Origin of the sequence: Corynebacterium atrinae (assembly GCF_030408455.1) — a bacterium.
In the GTDB taxonomy this organism is placed as follows: Bacteria; Actinomycetota; Actinomycetes; order Mycobacteriales; family Mycobacteriaceae; genus Corynebacterium; species Corynebacterium atrinae.
Window position 1 is genome coordinate 2,500,433 of record NZ_CP046977.1, and the last position, 19,236, is coordinate 2,519,668.

The following is a 19,236-nucleotide window of genomic DNA, read 5'->3' on the forward strand; positions in this document are numbered from 1 at the left end:
GCGTAGCTCACCTTCCAACGCGGCTCATCCCCGCTGGCGCGGGGAGCACTCATCAACAGCCCTGCCCGGACCCGAAGCCGGGGGCTCATCCCCGCTGGCGCGGGGAGCACTGTTCGTAACGCTCGGATTCTTGAACTTGAACGGGCTCATCCCCGCTGGCGCGGGGAGCACTGGGCGGACGCTCACCTAAGGGCCTTAATGACCGGCTCATCCCCGCTGGCGCGGGGAGCACCCTTTGAAATTGACTTACACACTTCACCATGCGGGCTCATCCCCGCTGGCGCGGGGAGCACGCGGGTTGCAGTGTCAATTACGGTGTAGGTCACGGCTCATCCCCGCTGGCGCGGGGAGCACCACGTAGGTGGCTTGCATGTCATGCGGGACGACGGCTCATCCCCGCTGGCGCGGGGAGCACTTAGCTATATCAACTGTTCCATTTCCCCATTCCGGCTCATCCCCGCTGGCGCGGGGAGCACTGCCTCAACATCAACCAGGCCGCCCACACGCCGGGCTCATCCCCGCTGGCGCGGGGAGCACCTCGCCGAAGATCTCAACCCCGGCCTGTCATGGGGCTCATCCCCGCTGGCGCGGGGAGCACGATAATGCCGGGCTTGTTGCGGGGGTCTTGGACGGCTCATCCCCGCTGGCGCGGGGAGCACTGACCAGCTCGCCACCCTCATCCCCCCGAAGGGGGCTCATCCCCGCTGGCGCGGGGAGCACGAAAAACCCTCAAAATTTCGGCCGCCTCCGGAGGGCTCATCCCCGCTGGCGCGGGGAGCACGTCGCATAAGGTAGGTAAGCATGGTCTTGATCGGCTCATCCCCGCTGGCGCGGGGAGCACCCCAACTGGATCACCACCAGCCTGTTCCCGCACGGCTCATCCCCGCTGGCGCGGGGAGCACGAGGGCCTAAGAACTGCCTCAGACCTCCTCCCGGGGCTCATCCCCGCTGGCGCGGGGAGCACAGTACGGCCTGACCAAAAGACCACGCTCATGGCGGCTCATCCCCGCTGGCGCGGGGAGCACTTCGACGGTGCCGAAATTGATTCGCTGCGGGCCGGCTCATCCCCGCTGGCGCGGGGAGCACCGCCGATGGCGGTGAAAACGGGTTGAAGGAAGGGCTCATCCCCGCTGGCGCGGGGAGCACTGGTCAGCACGCCTGCAGCCGGTCTTTGAAGACGGCTCATCCCCGCTGGCGCGGGGAGCACTGGCTTCCTCACATCCTCGACCATGAGGATCTCGGCTCATCCCCGCTGGCGCGGGGAGCACTTCACACGTGGCTCGGCGAAGCCCTGGAAGGGGGGCTCATCCCCGCTGGCGCGGGGAGCACATCCTCGACTGGGAACAAGACCACGGGGCTGACGGCTCATCCCCGCTGGCGCGGGGAGCACGAGGGGTCGGGGTTTTTGTCCGGGCGCTTTGAGGGCTCATCCCCGCTGGCGCGGGGAGCACCCCCCAAGAGGACACCGGTGCCGACCTTTTTAAGGCTCATCCCCGCTGGCGCGGGGAGCACTGTCGGTTTTTCCATGCGATGATCTCCCGCTCGGGCTCATCCCCGCTGGCGCGGGGAGCACCCACACAGGGGTTAGTGGATGAGGGCTTTGAGCGGCTCATCCCCGCTGGCGCGGGGAGCACCAGCGCGATAGCACCAAGGCGAACAACCTCACCGGCTCATCCCCGCTGGCGCGGGGAGCACACAGAGAATTCACCATGCCCGACGGTGGTGAACTGGCTCATCCCCGCTGGCGCGGGGAGCACCACACACCGCGCCGGGAGCGCACCATCATCGGCGGCTCATCCCCGCTGGCGCGGGGAGCACGAAAATGAGGATGATGCTACGGCGGTGACGAAGGGCTCATCCCCGCTGGCGCGGGGAGCACGCTTGCCCAGGGTGCGGGGATGATCAGCATTGGGGCTCATCCCCGCTGGCGCGGGGAGCACTCAATAGCCTGCCCGATCCCCTGGTCTGGGGCCGGCTCATCCCCGCTGGCGCGGGGAGCACCGCCTGACGAGTTTTCATAACCTCAATGGACACGGCTCATCCCCGCTGGCGCGGGGAGCACATCACAAACTATGAGTCGGTTCGTGATGGGCGCGGCTCATCCCCGCTGGCGCGGGGAGCACCGACAATCCCACGGTGTGGATCGCTGACTCCGGGGCTCATCCCCGCTGGCGCGGGGAGCACATGAATCTGAACCGGAACATTCGCACCGAGCAAGGCTCATCCCCGCTGGCGCGGGGAGCACGCGTTTGCCTTCGCAGTTTGAGTCTCCACGGCCGGCTCATCCCCGCTGGCGCGGGGAGCACGCCTTCCAGCCGGTAGGGGGCGATGGAGAAGCGGGCTCATCCCCGCTGGCGCGGGGAGCACTTGTTATCATGCTCCCCTTGTTTGCTATGGAAGGGCTCATCCCCGCTGGCGCGGGGAGCACGACAGTGAAAGTTCTCCGAGATGACTTCTCAGGGGCTCATCCCCGCTGGCGCGGGGAGCACGCCGCGTTCATCGCCATCGAAGAACGCATCAACGGCTCATCCCCGCTGGCGCGGGGAGCACGGTGGGGATGACGAAGATCATGTCGGCGGCCAGGGCTCATCCCCGCTGGCGCGGGGAGCACCAGGAAGTACAGCCACTGCGCCGCGGGGGAGAGGGCTCATCCCCGCTGGCGCGGGGAGCACGCACGAGTATCACCCAGGCCAAGCACCGGGGAGGGCTCATCCCCGCTGGCGCGGGGAGCACCTCCAAAACCGTCACAACATAATCGAAGGTGACGGCTCATCCCCGCTGGCGCGGGGAGCACACTTACCTACCTGCGGTTTCACGTAAGGAAACCGCCGTGCCGGTCTAACTTTATCATCAGAAGGTTGCGCAAGTTACGATCGGTTCTTCCGATACCTACGAGCGTTGCTCCAGCCAGTTCGTCTCTCAGCGGCTCTCTTGGCAGGCCTGAGCATCAAGCTCATGCCGTCGAAGTCAGTGGGAGTCCAATCATGTCGGTGAGTGCGAAACTCCATCCCTTGTTCAGAATTCGAGTTGTGCACCAGTAACGCGCGACCATCCCGACAAAGATCTATCGTTCGCTCCCAGAGCAAATCTCGAACACGTGCAGATGGCTGGCCGACGAAGACCCCTGGAGTGATTTCCATTAGCCACTTCGTTAGATCACCCCGCAGACCTGCTGGGCAAGCAGTCACCACTAGAACGATCATTGAGTATCGACATCTTCGGGTTCGGCCCAGTTCACTCCTGCCGCAATGACCTCCAATTCATTCCAAAGCATCAGCTCGACATCAATGCTGTCCAGGTCGTCTTCTGTCCGCATGAGGTTGTGCAGGTCTCTCACCATTTGTTCCATCAGCCGGAACTCGACCACCTTTTCCCTCACCTTTCGTCTAACCTGTGTGACGGCATCGAAGCTGGCTTCAGCCACAGCATCAAAAGCTGCAGGAATGGAAATCTGTGCCTTGTACAGATCGGCGATGTCATACACAAATGCTCGATCTGTCCCGCTATGCACAATCCCTAGTGATGGGATGAAGCCCAAGGCCGCGATGACCGAGTGCGCGATGCCGTACAAGGCGGCATTCGCCCCTGTTAAAGCACGGTTAATAGGATCAGCCGAGTCAAAATCGTTCGGATCATAGTTCCTCCGATTCCAATAGACTCCAGTGCGCTCCGACTCCTGCGCGTAGATGCGCTTCATCCTTGCACCTTCTCGACCGCGCAACTGCGCCATTGAGCTCGTTGAAACATCCTCCCCGGAAAACCTCAAGGAATACATCTCTCGAGCACATGCCAATCGCCGTCGCTGGTTGCTGACTATTGCAGCTTGAGCTTCGGCATTCCTCGAGGTTTTCGCTGGTGGACGACCATGAGCGTAGTAGCGAACACCCTTTTCTCCCGTCCAAACCACTGAAGTGCCCGAGTCTCCCAGCAATGCCATGGCCGCGTAGGTTATTCGGGTACCCGGGCCGAGCATTAACGCAGCCAAGGTAGTGGCAGGAACATGAGCTGTACCACGCCTATCGGTGATAGTGAGGGCATTGTTCTCCCTGTTTACCACCGCACGCTCGACGTAGAGGAAGCAGATTCTGCTCTCTACTCGGGCCAGTTCCTTACGGACAATGGGAATCTCACTGGGAGTCGTCATGGCTATTTTTCAACCCGAGCCAAGGTGAGTAGGCCGCAGCCATAAGCCCGAGCTCTACCGATACCTTGAGTGAGCGTCCTCCGAAGAGCATCTGTGTTGGTCACTTCTAGTGTCCCAGTGAATCGAGCTGTCGCGAGGGAGACTTTTCGGGAGGAGTCACCTTTAACCTGCTTGAAGGTGACTCTTTCACGGCCGACTACGACGGCGTCGTCAAGCAAGCGGAAGCCTGCACCGTCTGCCCTCCGCGCCAGCCAGGCCAGTTGCTGATCAGCAGTGACATGCGCCGTGACCTTACCGCGAGTACCACGAGCACCGGCAATTGACGACACCGGATTTGCCACTAGACCGAAACGCCAGTGTTGACCCTGCAGAAGCGAATCCTGAAGCCGCTGGTAGTCAGCACTTTGTGGGGGGCGGGTTTCCCAACCAGCCTGCTCAACGATATGAAAAGCATCTGGTTTTTCCGGACCGACAATATAAAGAACATGCTCGTCACCCTGGGAGTCCACCCTCCACAAAATACGGGACGATGAAGTATCAATATCGGGAGGGAAGGCTGACCGTACAGCGGCATGCATCGCCTCGGGATTGGACAAGAGCTTTCTACCTCCCCGCTTCCGTGGGTTTAGGTAGATACGAGTCAAGGTACTCATGCGGAGATCACCGTCTCAAAAAACGGATCGACTGATGTGCCCAGATCATTCGACAAGGTCACTCCCGGAGTTTCGAGAATGACCTCCCTCCAGCTATATATACGGTGTTCCTGAGAAAAGGAGACTGGAACATCTTGACGCGCAACTCCGGTTTCGCCGGGAAGTGCATCCCGATAGATCGGAAGTTCCACGTTCTTAGCTCGCGCCTTTTTGTGAAAGTCGGAGGCGTGCCATGGTTCTGACCGCAAAGCCTCCGACGCAGATTGATCAACTACCTTCAACACCAAGTTCGCTGGTGCGGGACAGCTTCGTCGACCGAGGTAAAGAGGGTAGCGCGGATTCCGCAGTGACGCAGCCAACCCATCAAGAATCTCACGGTGAGGGCTCTCCACGGCAGCGACAAAAGTGGCATCGGAGAGATAGTAGCGAGTGACCAGGCTTGCGTGCTTCGCTGACTCTGCTTGCGCCGTCTGATAGTCCCGCAGCAGGCTTCCGGGCTGGTCAACCCGTACTGCGAGTGTTAACTCCGCCAAGTCCTCAACAGCATCAGTGCGACGGCGTCCTTCGGCGGCAGCCAGAAGGCCAATGATTCCGGACTTGGTCGGTACCTGTCCGGTGGTTCGCTGTTTGTAGCGGCTGGAATCACCCCATGACTGCATGGGGCCTTTCAGCAGCAAGAGAAGGGAATGGGGCATGGCTAGGCACCCGACCCGGAAATTGCGTTACGGACGTGATCATCGAGGCTCGGCAGCGTCGTCTTTGTCGCAATAGACTCGAATGCTCCGGTCAAATCACCATGACCAAGCACAAAGGCGGCAGAAGGACTGAACCCATACTCAGACTCGATGAACTTTTCCTCTTCGGCCATCGCCTGCGCTCCGGCCTGTCGACGTCCGACGTTCGCGGAAGCACTGACGGGAGATTCGAAAGCGTTGACTAGAGAAATTGATCGACCATCACGGACAGTGATGTAGACCAGCTCCGGTACCGTATTGTGGGCAAAAGTGTTTTGCTTTCCCGTAGGCAGGCTGGTGATGAAGGCACGAAGGAATGCCAGGGAAGCAGTAATTGCAGCTTCCCGATCTCCCAGGTTCTCAGAGAGGGAATCAAGATCCACGGTGGCAAACCGATACAACGTGGACGACATGAGCTGCACGGTGCCCATCATGCCGGCACCGACCTCATCCCGGTCTTCTACGACATCGTCGACCGCCGTAAAGAAATCAAACTCCGGCTCGGACTCATGAATGCCAATAGCGTGTGCAACCTGGACGGATGCATCAACATTGTAGGCAGGCTCATCGGCCACCATGCGACCGAACATGGCGATATCGACGCTGTGGGCTGAGTCAATGAGTTTGGCCACTTCTGGCTTCCCCAACTTCTCACCATTTGCCTCAATGATGGCGCGAGCGAGGTTCTCAATTTGACGAGGACTGAGGAACAACAGGTATCCGGTTTCCTGGAACACCCGACGCTTCTCCTCCTCTGAATCCTCGTCCCTGGTTTTGGGCTCTACCAACTTGATTTTGGCAACCTTAAAGGCTTGCTCAGCTGCCTTCGATGCGCGATCATCTGTCCAGCTGTCATCACCGAGTTCCTGGACTTTCTTCACTACCAGCTCCACGACGGACTTGGTCCGGTAGCCAATGCTGACGGAGTCAAAATTGTTCTCGAATTCCTTGCGGATGGCCCGCTTCCACGCTTGGGAAGAGACTCGCTGGCGTGGAACTCCACCGTAAATTGCGGATTTCGGAGCTCCAGTGTCATCTCTGTTGATGAGGCTGGGCGGAAGGGTCTGGAGGGCATGGATATCGATGACAAGCGACATGATGAACCTTTCAGGTGAGAGTTTTTAGGAGGATGTGGAAGAGTCAGCGGAGAAGCGCCCCATGGCGAAATCTCGGCCCCAGCGCAGCAGTACGCCCGGGCGGCGCTCTGCGCTATCAAGGGACCGCAGATCGTTAGCAAACTGGGCGTAGTCAAACCCGAGACCCGACCCGCGGAGCAATGTGATCATCGACCGCGTATGGGACAAGCGTGAACGAGATGAACGGGCGAGCAAAAGTGCATCAAATCTGGGCTTGAGGGAAGCTGACTCACTCATTGCGTACAACCGGCCGCAGGCAGAAGCGAAGCTCGTTCCTCTTTGGTGCATGGGATGTGTAGCACTTTGCATATGAAGGGCGAACAGACTGAGTGCATGAAATGCTGCCGACTCTGACCGCGACGGTGCATCGGTGCGTCCTAGCGAGTTTTCATTGAGCGCAGGGGTCAACACCATGAGGGTCTTTTCCAGCGACAGTGGATCTTGCTCAATTGGTTGCCCCGCTCGGCGACGCAGCTCGGCTAAGATTCCCCGCGCTTGCGCCTGTAGGCGTTCTCCTTTCTCTCCTAGGTACTGAGATTGAAGCCTGGTCGCCGTTGCGCCGACTGACCCGAAAAGGGAATCGCGCTCTGGGCCATCTGGGGGTGAATTGGTCACTTCTTCTCCTTTGGAGCAATGTCTGGGTCAATGAGGGTGAGGATCTTCTTCAGACGCCCTTGGAGCATCCGGTAGGCGGATCCGGCCGAGAGGATTCGCGTGGTGTTGCCATCAGGGTTCTTCACTTCTCGGCCGGCGAGTGCCTTAGGCCCGGCGCCTCGCATAATCTCAGTGGCCCGTTCGAGGATCGTGTGTTTTACCTGCTCTTGCCACACCGCTGAGTAAGCCTTGACGCTCTGTGCCTCTAACTGACCGAGCCACTCAATGAAGCGCGGTTCCAATTCTGCAAGCACACCGTCCGTGTGAGTCGGCTGGAACTCGTACTCACCACCCGCCGCCTGCAGAAGTTGTCCGGCAAACTGTCCCAGTGCGATAGCAGAGTCTCGAGTCGCGTCGGCAGTATTAATTATTTCCGCCCGTAGCTTGGCAGCCTCCGGCTCAAGCAAGGCCACCGGAAGCTCGATTCGGCTAGAAACAGTGGTAGCTACCGAAGAGTCCTGGGGACCGTAGGCCACCGAAACCAGTTCCACGTTGAGTGGCGAAGGAACGTCGACGTCATTAGCTGCCAATTCAGCGAGCTGGGACAAGTTCTTGGGCCGCTTGGGGGCGACGTTCTTTCCGTCGAATCCGGGGTCCCGATCTAAAGAAATCAACGGTTCCAGAGATCGCCACATCGTCCGATCTGGGTCGAAGGGCTGTGCATAGTGGACGATCTTGTCCTTCTTCGACTGGTTCTTGCTGAAGCGGTATGGAGTCATGGGGTCGTCGAGAACATTTGCTCCGGCATCTGGAATTCGATCGCCGTTGCTGACCAAGGCCGAAACCACGCGGTCACCTTCTACATACAAACGGATTCGTCGGCTCTGCCATGTCGCGAGGTCATTTGGGCCCTGCGGTCCCGAAAGCTCACCCGCGCCATCTGGCTGTGGAACGTGGCGCTCGGCCGCGGTGTCGGGATTCCGCTCCCACACCGGCCTATCTTCTTCTTCGGCCAAAGCAGGGAGCGTGGTGTTTAGCAACATCGTTTGTCGCAGGTCAGCTCCCAAGACCACGGTGCCACCCGTACGCCCCGTCCAACCAGTGCCGATGGGATAGCCCTTACCGCCTTTGACTCGCTCATCACCCACTGCCCCAGACTTAATCCCCGAGTAGTCATATGCTTGGGCATAGACCAGCCAGCGCGCGGCCTCATCCAGACCTAGAGTTTCCCGCCCGGTACCTGCCCGCATGGAGAAGTACCCGCTTTCTAGCTCAGGCACAATTCTTCGGACCGGAGAGGTTGAATCCTTGGGGGTTCGCAAATCAGCTACCTGCATGAATGGCTTAGATGAGTGCAGTAAGTCAAACCGCTCTTCATACTGGTCGAGGTAGGCAGAAACCGCCGTGTCCGGTTGAGCTAGCCGCTCAAGCTCATCATCAAACCAGTCGCTGAAATCAAAAGTGCTTCCCGCTGAAACCTGGACCTCCGTGCGGTGAGCCCGCCAATAGATCGACAGGAGCAGGCGCAGTACCGCGTAATCCTGTGGGGGAGAATCACCCCGAAGGCCTCTAATCTCTTTACTTCCATCAAAGATCTCTCGAATACCTAGCTGAACCAACCGACCATCAGCGGTAACGCATTTGATCCATGGCTCAGTTAGCAGTGAAAACGTAGGTGGCTCGTTCATAGTTCCCTTCTCCAATTCTTGAATCTATTAATACATGCTTCTTGCTTCACTCGCTCCCTTTCCACGACCTATTTTCCACAACCTCGAGGCCACGTTCTGAGCTATAGCGCAACACGACCCCATCAAGCTCTATCTCACCGGATTCATCAAGTCGAAGTGCAACTTGTCCTTTGAGGAGGTAGTGATTCTTCCAGCCGACGGGTGTCTCCTTTTCCAGCTTCTCGATGACCACATCGAAGACTCGGTCGTATTTGCTAAATCGGGACGGAAGCCTAAGCACCGAGGAAGCAAGCCGAAACGCGGTCTGATAATCAAGCTCAGCATCATCCATCAACTCGGGGGAAATCTCTTCGCCCCCAAGGAAAGGGATTACCCGGTACCCGTAGGAAGTCGCAATGATTGGCACTACCTCAAAGGTGGGATCTGTATCTCGGACCTGTGCAGCTCCTGCCTCTTCGCTCTTCAACGCCTGCTCCATCTGCTTGGAATATCTCTCAAACAGTTGGGAAAGCCCGCTGGCTAACTTTGGATAAGGGATCTGAAAAGTCTTCGCGCGAAGCTCAGCCAGCTGTTGGCGTTGCACCATCGCCGAATGCGCCAGCGAGTACTCTTCTGTCCAGGCCTCGGGAGGTTCAAAATCAGGACTGTAAACTGACTGCACCAACGCAGGCGCATCGTCCGGCCGACGGAAGACACGCGGTAGTTTTGCCAGGGTGGAAAGGAGAATTGCTGGTTCATAGACGGCAGCGCTGCCAGCCTCAAATTTTGGTACTGGTTCTTTCTGTTCGATAGCCCGAATGAACACCTTCGGCTTTTGTAGCTTCAGCGGGCGATCGGATTCGGGTCGGACGTGGCGGTGAATCCTTCCAATCCTTTGGATCAGTAGATCCATGGGTGCAATGTCACTGATGAGCACATCGGCATCTATGTCGAGACTTTGCTCCGCAACCTGGGTGCTCACCACGATCCGATGCGTCGGGCGCCCCTCACCACGATGTAGGTGAGGGCCTAGTTCCTCGCGCAGTTTGTCTTCTTTCTGGGCCCGTTCAGCAGCCATGAATGCACTGTGGTGAAGCTCAACTTGTTCGGGGTAGGTTGACGCCAAGGAGTGGTAGGTTTCCTGCGCTCGTCGGACTGTATTGCAGATAATGAGGAGACACCCTCCATCTGAGTAAAGATCTGCTACTAAACTCTCTAGCTCATCCAACCCGTCAGGAATTATCGATACTTCAGCTACCAAGTCGGTCGGACGTTGGACGACGGGGAATTCTTGGATTCCTCGGCGGTCAGCCACCGTCAACAATGGGTATCCCGTAGAAAGATTCTCTGGGAGGACTCCGGAGCTTTCACCTGAGTAGGCTTCGATGAGGTCAGACTTGGTTTGACCCGGCAATGTGGCACTTAGCAAGATAACGGAGACGCGATAGCGAGCTAGCCATCGAAGCGCCAGTTTGAGGTAGCTCCCCATGTAGAGGTCATAAGAGTGGACTTCGTCGATAATGATGATCTTCCCCGCAAGGCCCATGTGACGCAACATGGAATGCCGCATCTGGAGAACCATCATCAACACCTGATCCACTGTGGCAACGACGAAGTTGGACAACAGTGCCTTCTTAGGCCCGTTAAGCCACTGACTGGCGACTACCGATCCATGATCGTTGTGCGTGTCCTCCCCGATACCCCGCGGCTGAGCCCAGCGTAGCTTTTCGTACTCAGCAGAAAACCGCTTTCGGGAGTGCACCAAGTTCATGGACGTGATGGTCGATTCGGGAGTACTCCTTTCCGCCCAGTCTAAGGTTCGAGAAAACAGCCCATTGGAAGTGCCCATGGTTGGAGTGGCCAGAAGGAGCCCTTGCGCTCCCGATCGAGCCGCTAGCATTTGACCTAACCCAAGTGCAGCCTCGGTCTTCCCTTCACCGGTGGGAGCTTCGATGATTGCTAAACAAGACCCCTCGATTGTCTCCAATGCGTCGAAAACTGCCTTCTGGATAGGTCTCGCACTCAATGTCGCAGGCCATCCAAAGGCGTGCCGGAAAAACTCGTCTACCTCAACACCCTCCATTTCAGGTGGATTCCACGGCGAGGTGAGATCGATCGAGTCCATTCCTTCGCGGACTCGATCCGATAGGCTTCCTCTAACTACCATGGGAAACGCATCAGCATTGGAGGCAATCCAGTCAGCCATAACAATCAGACCAGTGATCAGCATGGTCGAGTCTGCGTTCAGCCTCTTCGGCAGTTTAGACACGACATCCCAAATGCCCGTGGCCCTCGAGATCCCTTCCAGAATCTCGACCTGCAAGGCTTTCCACTCTTGCGGATAGTCTTCTAGCAGAGCTCGCGCTGGTTTCTTGTCATCGTCTTGGGATGCAACTCCATGATGGGCTCCGACAATTGAGCTGATCGATGACGCGAGCTTTTTCGGGCAGCCGCGTTCCACCAACCAGTCCTTAAGGATGACCTCCCCTGCCAGCCCGTGCGGGAATTGCGTTGACTCATATTCTGCCCTGGACATAGCCAAGGGAATTCCCGCGTCCGCGATCCCCTCAACAATGTCCCTACCAGGCTCTTTCAACTCAATTTGGCGAGCGAACTTCATCGTCGCTTTGCCAACATCGTGTGTTCCCGCCACAAATGTGATCAGTGTTCGGACATTGCACTCTTCGACACCGATTTTGTCTGCCAGGTACCGTTTCAGCGAATCCGACATCCAGTTATCCCACAGACATCCCGCCACACAAGAGGCATCGGCCAGGTGCTGAACCAGTGGAAGCCACCCAGTCTCGTCGCCCGACTTGGCCCACAATGACTTAAGCGGATCCGAAGCACTGGCCAGGAATTGCTCCATGCGTTCGAACTGCACCTCTTGAGTGTCGACTACTCGCTTTAAGCTCATGATTCACATGCTAGGCGGACTACTTAATTCCGTCAATTGCTGGATGACAAATAGTTATGAAGTTCAAATGATGTTCCGGAAGAATTCAACTTTACACCCCCTCTCAGCACGGGATACGTTGAATCTTGCCTGCGTCAGCAGGTATGAGCCGTTCATCACTACGTGCCAGCCGGAGAAGTATCGGTTTCCCTGCGTCAGCAGGGCTTTATGCGGCTCCTTTCCTACCGCCTCCCAGAAGGACTTCGCTCTCTCATGTCGATAGCAACGACCGTGCTAGGAATCATCGGCATCGGCCTCGCTGTCCCCGCATTCCTCTATTTCCTCACCGCCGCATTTCGAATGCTGCGCTACGTCCGCCAGGGACAGCCCCTACCCGAAGGCACGCGGACCAGTGAACCCGCCCGGCGCCTCGCGCAGGTCATCATCGAGGTTTTCGGGCACACCCATTTCAAGGGGCGCCCGCTAGTCAACATCGCTCACTGGCTCGTCATGGTCGGGTTCCTCGTCGGCATCTTGGTGTGGTTTGAGGCGTTCATTCAGACGTTTAACCCCGCTGGCGGCTGGCCGTTTCTGTCGGAGTGGCCCGCCTACCATTTCATCGAGGAGGTCCTTGCGGTCGGGACTGTGGTCGGCATCGTGGCCCTGATCATCATCCGAATCCGCCAGGGCACCACCAGCCGGGCCTCCCGGTTCTACGAATCCAACGCAGTCGCTGCCCGTGCGATCGAGACCATCGTTTTCGCCGAGGGTCTCGGCATGCTGCTGGTCAAGGCCAGCAAACTTGCGACATATGGCGGCGGCTCCCCCTGGGCGGATTTCCTCTCCATCCACCTCGCAACCCTGCTCCCAGCTTCCCCGACACTCGTGTCCGTCATGGCGCTGGTCAAGTTGTTGGCGGGCATGGTCTTCCTCATCCTCATGGGCTACCACCTGAGCTGGGGCGTCGGTTGGCACCGCTTCCTCGCCTTCTTCAACATCTTCTTCCAGCGCAACCCGGACGGGCACAAAGCCCTCGGTGCACTCAAGCCCATGACGTCCGGTACGAAGGTCCTCACCCTCGACAACGTCGACGAAGTTGACACCCTCGGTGTCGGCACCGCGGCCGATGCCTCGTGGAAGATGCTTCTCGACGCCGCCACCTGCACCGACTGCGGCCGCTGCCAGGATCTCTGCCCCGCGTGGAACACGGGGAAACCGCTCAACCCTAAGCTGTTGATGACGGGGCTGAGGGATGCGACCGTCGATAAGCATGCCAATCTCGATGTCTTGAGCATGACCAGCATCGTCCCAGACGATGTCCTGTGGTCTTGCACCAACTGTGGTGCGTGCGTCGATCAATGCCCCGTCGACATTGAGCATCTCGATCATGTGGCTGACCTGCGCCGGTTCCGGGTCCTCGCGGAGTCTGATTTCCCGTCCGAGCTCACAGGCCTGTTCAAAAACCTCGAAACCAAGGGCAACCCCTGGGGCCGGAACAGCTCAGAGCGCGCTTCCTGGGTCGATGCCGCTCGCCGGGACGGGCTCACCGTGCCCGTCATCGGCGAGGATCTCGACGATTTCTCGGACACCGAATACCTCTTCTGGGTCGGCTGTGCTGGAGCCTTCGACGACGCTGGTCAGCGCACCACCCGCGCCGTCATCGAGCTGCTGCAGACCGCGGGCGTGAAGTATGCGGTCTTGTCTACCGGCGAGACGTGTACCGGTGATCCGGCCCGCCGTGCCGGCAACGAGTTCCTCTTCCAGATGCTCGCGACGGAGAACATCGCCACGCTCAACGACACTTTCGAGGGCGTGCCCGCAGGTCAGCGCAAGATCATCACCACCTGCCCCCACTGCTTTAACACCATCCGCAACGAATACCCCGACTTCGGCGGGCATTTCGACGTCTTCCACCACACCCAGCTGCTCAACCGGCTCGTGCGCGACGGCCTGCTCACGCCCGTCCCGCGCACGCCGGAAAATCGCCAGCCGATCACCTATCACGATCCTTGCTTCCTCGGCCGACACAACCAGATTTATGATCCGCCGCGCGAGCTCCTCGCCGGTACCGGTGTCGAGCTGCGCGAAATGGACAACAATCGAGCCGAAGCGTTTTGCTGCGGCGCGGGTGGCTCGCGAATGTTCATGGAAGAGACCATCGGCCAGCGCGTCAACGAATTCCGCACCGAACAAGCCCTCGCGACCGGCGCCACCGAAATCGCTACTGGCTGCCCGTTCTGCAACACGATGTTCACCGGCGGCCTCAAAGCCCTCTCCCCCGAGGATCCCGGCTCCACGCAGGTCAGGGATGTCGCAGTCATGCTGCGTGACTCCGTGCTTATCGACGGCGCCCTCCCTCCCGCACGCGAGCCCGCCTTCCTCGAGGCCCCCCGTCGGCAATCCCTGCCCATCAAACCCGCCCAGCCTGTCGATAGCTCTGAAAAAGCTCCTTCCGCACCGGAGCGAAAGGATGCGGAGCCTCAGCAGGCGTCCGTCCCACCCGCCCAACCGAGTGCGGTACCTGCCCCCGGAGCCTTGGCACCACACGCGCCTCCTGCACCTGGCACTGCAATGCCATCTGCTCCAGGAACTTCGGTACCTACATCCCCTGAATCCTCGGGCGATCCATCTTCGCGCGCAGTTGTGCCCCCAGCTCCGGGAAGCGCCGTGCCGCCTATTGCTGGGAGTGCCGTCCCTCCGCCCCCCGGCACATCGGTGCCCCCGGCACCTGGTGGTGCGGTTCCGCAGGCGCCCGGAACAGCAGTGCCACCAGCCCCAGGCACGGCAGTACCGCCGGCACCCAATGACGATTGAGTCCCTCTAGTCGGTACGTCAAAGATCAGGGGAAACCCGGAGGGAAATGCTGGACAAGCTCGGTAGACTGGCCGTCGTGAACGGTAGCTATCAGTCTCAGGGTTTCAATGGCCGTGTGCGTCTCAGCGATGAGGAGCGCCAGGCCGCGATGGCGGCACTCGGGCGTGCATTCTCCGAGGGCCGTCTGACTATCGACGAATATGATGAGCGCTGCCAGGAGATCGCTGCAGCCCAGTTCGATGGTGAGCTGGCGCCGTTGTTTGTGGATTTGCCGCAACATCGCCGAGCGGCTTCGACGTCGACGTCAGCGTCGATGAGCACGTTGTATAGCGCGCAGGAGATCCAGACGGCGTATGTGGAGGGTCGTCGGACTCGGTTGGGTGTTTTTGGGCTCACGAGCGTGGGCTCCTTGGCCGCGGCGATTGCCTTTGCTCCTGTTACGTCCGGTGGTTCGATGTTGTTGCTTTTCCTCATTCCGGCGGTGTTCATTCTCCTCTATGTGATGAAGGTCGGTCCGGAATCGTGGCACATGCCGAGTGCGCGGGCCGTCGATAGGCAACGCATCCGGGAGTTGCGGACGATGGAGCAGCTGCGCGCAACGGAGTTGCGCCTGGCGGAGCAGGATCGATTGGCGGAGTTGCGGGCGGAGCGCAAGGTTCAGACGGCCGAGCTGACGAGTAAGGCGATGGGTTTTGTGAATCGGACGTTGGAGAATCGTCGGAAATAGTGGCTTCTGCTTTCCCCTGGCCACGCTGAGTGGCAACATGGTCTCCATGACCGAGACCGATTCCCCCCGCCCGCTCCGCCGCGAGCCTCGCATTCTTGACCAGTCGGACAAGATGAAAGACGTGCTCTACGAGATCCGTGGGCCGGTGGCGGCGGAGGCGGAGCGGCTGGAGCTGGATGGGCATCGCATCCTCAAACTCAACACGGGCAACCCCGCTACCTTCGGTTTTGATGCTCCCGACGTCATCATGCGTGACATGATTGCTGCTTTGCCAACGTCGCAGGGGTATTCCACTTCCAAGGGCATCATTCCGGCTCGGCGTGCGATCGTCACCAGGTACGAGCTTATTGAGGGTTTCCCGCATTTCGATGTCGACGACGTGTTTTTGGGCAACGGCGTTTCCGAACTCATCACGATGACTACGCAGGCGTTGCTCAATGACGGCGATGAGGTTCTCATCCCTGCCCCGGATTACCCGTTGTGGACGGCCGCCACGTCCCTGGCTGGTGGCAAGCCGGTGCATTACCTCTGCGATGAGGAGGATGATTGGAACCCGTCGATCGAGGACATCCGCGCCAAAGTCACTGATCGCACCAAGGCCATCGTCATCATCAATCCGAATAACCCGACGGGTGCCGTCTACTCCCGCAAGGTACTCATGGACATAGTCCAGGTCGCCCGCGAGAACCAGCTGCTCATCCTTGCCGATGAGATCTACGACCGGATTCTCTACGACGATGCCGAGCACATTTCTATCGCCACGCTCGCCCCCGACCTTTTCACGATCACCTTTAACGGCCTATCCAAGGCCTACCGCGTTGCCGGTTATCGCGCAGGGTGGATGGTTCTCACGGGACCGAAGGATCGGGCTCATGGCTTCATCGAGGGCCTGGAGCTGCTGGCCGGAACTCGGCTATGCCCGAATGTCCCTGCCCAGCACGCGATTCAGGTGGCCTTAGGCGGGCGACAGTCGATCTACGAGCTGACCCACGAGAACGGGCGTCTGTACACGCAGCGCAACATCGCTTGGGAGAAGCTCAACGAGATTCCCGGTGTCAGCTGCGTGAAACCGATGGGTGCGCTCTATGCTTTCCCCCGCTTGGATCCGAATGTCTACGAGATCCACGATGACGCGAAGCTCATGCTCGATATCCTGCGAGCTGAGAAAATCCTCCTGGTCCAGGGCACCGGTTTCAACTGGCCCGCCCCCGACCATTTCCGGGTGGTTACCTTGCCGTGGGCTTCGCAGTTGGAAAACGCCATCGAACGGTTGGGCAACTTCCTCGTCAGCTATAAGCAGTAGTTTTCGCACAAATGGGACGCCATAGCAACGACACCCACTCTGCCCCTCGTTCCCTCGCGCGCTCTGCGTTGCTCTTCTTTTTGGCATCATCGATGATCGTGACGTTTCTTGGGGTGTGGTGGCTGTGGCCTTCCTCGGATAGGCCCGAGGTCTCCCCACAGTTCGAGTCGACGTTCAGCCTCAACCATGCCCAGGTGCAGGCCACGGTCACGCTTGTCGACGGCGCCGTCTGCGCCTCCCCCGACATCGGTCGGGCTTTCGAGGGGTCACCGCGGACCCCGCTGGGTCAATCCACCGATCCCTGCCAACGCGCCCTTGTGCGCATCGAGTCGGGGGACAACGCTGGCAAAACCACGATGCTGGTGAGTTATGGGTTGCCGGGCGAAGCGGAGTTGCACGAGGGCTCGAAGATTCACCTCATCGAGGCTACAGACGAGTCCGGTGAGCTGACCTACTCCTTCGGCGACTATCAGCGTTCGACGCCGCTGATCGTCTGGGGTTTGGTCATCGCCGTGACCATTGCGTTGTTCGCAGCGTGGCGGGGTTTCCGTGCCCTCATTGGCCTCGTGATCACCCTGTTTGGGATCACCGTTTTCCTCATCCCGGGCCTCCTCCACGGCGGACCCGCCCTGCCCTTTGCGTTGGTCTCGGGGTCGGCAATCCTCATGGTCGTAGTGCCGCTGGTCCATGGGCTGAATTGGAAGTCGGCCTCCGCGCTAGGGGGAACACTCATCGCCCTCGTCATCGCGGCGGCGCTAGCGGGGCTGGCGATCGGCACGACCCACCTGCGTGGACTCGGCGCGGAGGACAACCTGAATATCCTGTTGTACCTGCCCGGGGTCTCTATTCTCGGGCTGATGCTGTGCGGCTTCGTTATCGGCGCGCTTGGCGTGCTCAATGACGTGACGATTTCTCAGGCCTCGACCGTCAACGAGCTCTCCGATCTCGACCCCGAGGCCACCCCCTGGCGGCTGTTCCTCGGCGCAATGAAGGTCGGGCGTGACCACATTTCTTCCATGGTCTACACCCTGGTGCTTAGCTACACGGGCGCGGCCTTGCCGATGCTGCTCCTCATCAGCGTTGCTAACCGGCCGTTGACGCAAACATTGACCAGCGATATCGTCGCCACGGAGCTGCTGCGCTCCGGCATTGGCGCCTTGGCACTGACCTTGGCTGTTCCCCTCACCACGCTGATCGCCGCGTGGACCGTGCCCGAGCGCATCAATCGGGACTAGAGGTTCCTTCCCAGAGCCTGGATGTTCCAGCCGGCATCTTTCCACGGCTGGACGGGCAGAACGTTACGGCCATCAATGATGGTCCGCTCATGCACCAACTCCCCCGTGCTCACCGGGTCCAGATCGCGGAACTGCTGCCACTCAGTGGCCAGCACGACGATGTCCGCTTCAGCCAAAGCCTCCTCCAAGGACTCCGCGTAGTTGAGAGTAGGGAAGACCTTGCGGGCGTTGTCCATCGCCTCCGGGTCGTAAATGCTCACGTCCGCACCAGCCAGCGACAGCTGCCCGGCTACCGACAACGCCGGGGAGTCTCGGACATCATCCGAATTGGGTTTGAACGCCGCCCCGAGGACCGTCACTCGCTTGCCCAGCACGTTTCCGCCGGCCAATTGGCGCGTGAGCTGGAGGACGCGATCGCGGCGTCGCATATTGATGGCGTCGACCTCACGCAGGAAGGTCAGCGCGTCATCCGCCCCGAGTTCGCCGGCTCGGGCCATGAAAGCACGAATGTCCTTGGGCAGACAACCACCGCCAAAGCCTAGGCCAGCACCGAGGAACTTACGGCCGATGCGGTCGTCATATCCAATGGCATCCGCCAACAAGGTGACATCAGCACCGGAGGCCTCACACACTTCGGAGACCGCGTTGATGAAGGAAATTTTCGTGGCCAAGAAGGCGTTGGCAGAGACCTTGACCAACTCCGCCGTCGGCAAGTCCGTGACCAGGAAGGGGGTGTCCTGGCTGATGGGGGTGGCATACACCTCCCGGGCGACTTCTTCCGCGCGAGAATCGTTGGCCCGCACACCCAAGACGATTCGGTCCGGCGTGATCGTGTCATTTACGGCGTAACCTTCGCGGAGGAACTCGGGGTTCCAGGCGATCTCGACAGTTGTGCCAGGCCCCGCCAGCCCATCTGCCAAGTCTTGCAACTCCGCGGCCGTACCAACGGGGACAGTGGACTTGCCAAAGATAATGTGGTGCCCACTCAGCTTCGGCACCAGCGCTTCCACGGCGCCGCGAACATAGCTGAGGTCCGCGGCATAAGAGCCCCGCTTCTGCGGCGTTCCGACGCCCAGAAAATGGACTTGTGCAAAGTCCGCAGCCTGCTGGTAGTCGGTGGAAAAGCCCAGCCGACCTGACTCCAGGTTCCGAGTCAGAACCTCCGGCAGTCCGGGCTCATAAAAAGGGACCTTCCCCGCCTTCAGCGAATCGACTTTCGCGGCATCCACATCGATGCCTAGAACCTCGTGGCCGAGTTCGGCCATACAAGCGGCGTGAGTCGCCCCAAGATAGCCGGTACCGATGACAGTCATACGCATAGAGCGGCATCTTA

Annotated in this window: 13 protein-coding genes and 1 CRISPR repeat array (1 of these 14 running past the window's edge); of the genes, 4 read left to right on the forward strand and 9 right to left on the reverse strand. The window is 59.5% G+C overall.

The genetic code is table 11. From position 1 onward, the window contains the following. Window positions 1–2,794: direct repeats of the CRISPR family, unit length 28 nt; unit sequence GGCTCATCCCCGCTGGCGCGGGGAGCAC (it extends 9,989 nt beyond the left edge of the window). 73 nt (window positions 2,795–2,867) lie between these two features. From cas2e to cas3, 8 genes are read right to left on the reverse strand one after another with little or no spacing between them, the layout of a single operon-like run. After that, a complete protein-coding gene (cas2e, locus tag CATRI_RS12195; protein ID WP_290217964.1) occupies window positions 2,868–3,203 on the reverse strand; it encodes a type I-E CRISPR-associated endoribonuclease Cas2e in 336 nt (111 codons plus the stop codon). Continuing rightward, on the reverse strand, window positions 3,200–4,144 hold the full coding sequence (gene cas1e, locus CATRI_RS12200) for a type I-E CRISPR-associated endonuclease Cas1e (RefSeq protein ID WP_290217966.1): 945 nt from the start codon (window positions 4,142–4,144) through the stop codon (window positions 3,200–3,202). The genes cas2e and cas1e overlap by 4 nt, the downstream gene beginning before the upstream one ends. Window positions 4,145–4,146: 2 nt before the next feature. Beyond that, window positions 4,147–4,797, reverse strand: coding sequence for a type I-E CRISPR-associated protein Cas6/Cse3/CasE (gene cas6e / locus CATRI_RS12205; RefSeq protein ID WP_290217968.1), 651 nt, complete (start codon window positions 4,795–4,797; stop codon window positions 4,147–4,149). Beyond that, window positions 4,794–5,492 (reverse strand): type I-E CRISPR-associated protein Cas5/CasD, encoded by a 699-nt coding sequence (cas5e, locus tag CATRI_RS12210; RefSeq protein ID WP_290217971.1) that lies wholly within the window; start codon window positions 5,490–5,492, stop codon window positions 4,794–4,796. The genes cas6e and cas5e overlap by 4 nt, the downstream gene beginning before the upstream one ends. 2 nt (window positions 5,493–5,494) lie before the next feature. Then, window positions 5,495–6,628, reverse strand: a complete 1,134-nt coding sequence (gene cas7e, locus CATRI_RS12215; RefSeq protein WP_290217973.1) for a type I-E CRISPR-associated protein Cas7/Cse4/CasC — start codon at window positions 6,626–6,628, stop codon at window positions 5,495–5,497. Between the two features lie 24 nt (window positions 6,629–6,652). Next, window positions 6,653–7,282, reverse strand: a complete 630-nt coding sequence (gene casB / locus CATRI_RS12220) for a type I-E CRISPR-associated protein Cse2/CasB (protein ID WP_290217975.1) — start codon at window positions 7,280–7,282, stop codon at window positions 6,653–6,655. After that, complete coding sequence (gene casA, locus CATRI_RS12225) at window positions 7,279–8,949, reverse strand: type I-E CRISPR-associated protein Cse1/CasA (RefSeq protein WP_290217976.1); 1,671 nt, start codon at window positions 8,947–8,949, stop codon at window positions 7,279–7,281. Before casA ends, casB begins: the two co-directional genes overlap by 4 nt. 46 nt (window positions 8,950–8,995) lie before the next feature. Next, window positions 8,996–11,845 (reverse strand): CRISPR-associated helicase Cas3', encoded by a 2,850-nt coding sequence (gene cas3 / locus CATRI_RS12230; RefSeq protein ID WP_290217979.1) that lies wholly within the window; start codon window positions 11,843–11,845, stop codon window positions 8,996–8,998. 252 nt (window positions 11,846–12,097) lie between these two features. On the opposite strand from cas3, the gene CATRI_RS12235 reads away from it, so the two are divergent. The 4 genes from CATRI_RS12235 (at window position 12,098) to CATRI_RS12250 (ending at window position 17,903) form a co-directional block, all read left to right on the forward strand. After that, a complete protein-coding gene (locus CATRI_RS12235; protein WP_290217981.1) occupies window positions 12,098–14,638 on the forward strand; it encodes a heterodisulfide reductase-related iron-sulfur binding cluster in 2,541 nt (846 codons plus the stop codon). A gap of 76 nt (window positions 14,639–14,714) precedes the next feature. Further along, complete coding sequence (locus tag CATRI_RS12240) at window positions 14,715–15,365, forward strand: DUF1707 SHOCT-like domain-containing protein (RefSeq protein WP_290217983.1); 651 nt, start codon at window positions 14,715–14,717, stop codon at window positions 15,363–15,365. 46 nt (window positions 15,366–15,411) lie between these two features. Next, a complete protein-coding gene (locus CATRI_RS12245; protein WP_290217985.1) occupies window positions 15,412–16,668 on the forward strand; it encodes a pyridoxal phosphate-dependent aminotransferase in 1,257 nt (418 codons plus the stop codon). 11 nt (window positions 16,669–16,679) lie between these two features. After that, a complete protein-coding gene (locus tag CATRI_RS12250; RefSeq protein ID WP_290217988.1) occupies window positions 16,680–17,903 on the forward strand; it encodes a YibE/F family protein in 1,224 nt (407 codons plus the stop codon). Here CATRI_RS12250 and CATRI_RS12255 read toward each other — a convergent pair. After that, a complete protein-coding gene (locus tag CATRI_RS12255) occupies window positions 17,900–19,222 on the reverse strand; it encodes a UDP-glucose dehydrogenase family protein (RefSeq protein ID WP_290217990.1) in 1,323 nt (440 codons plus the stop codon). The two genes, CATRI_RS12250 and CATRI_RS12255, sit on opposite strands and share 4 nt — an antisense overlap. Between the last annotated feature and the right edge of the window lie 14 nt (window positions 19,223–19,236).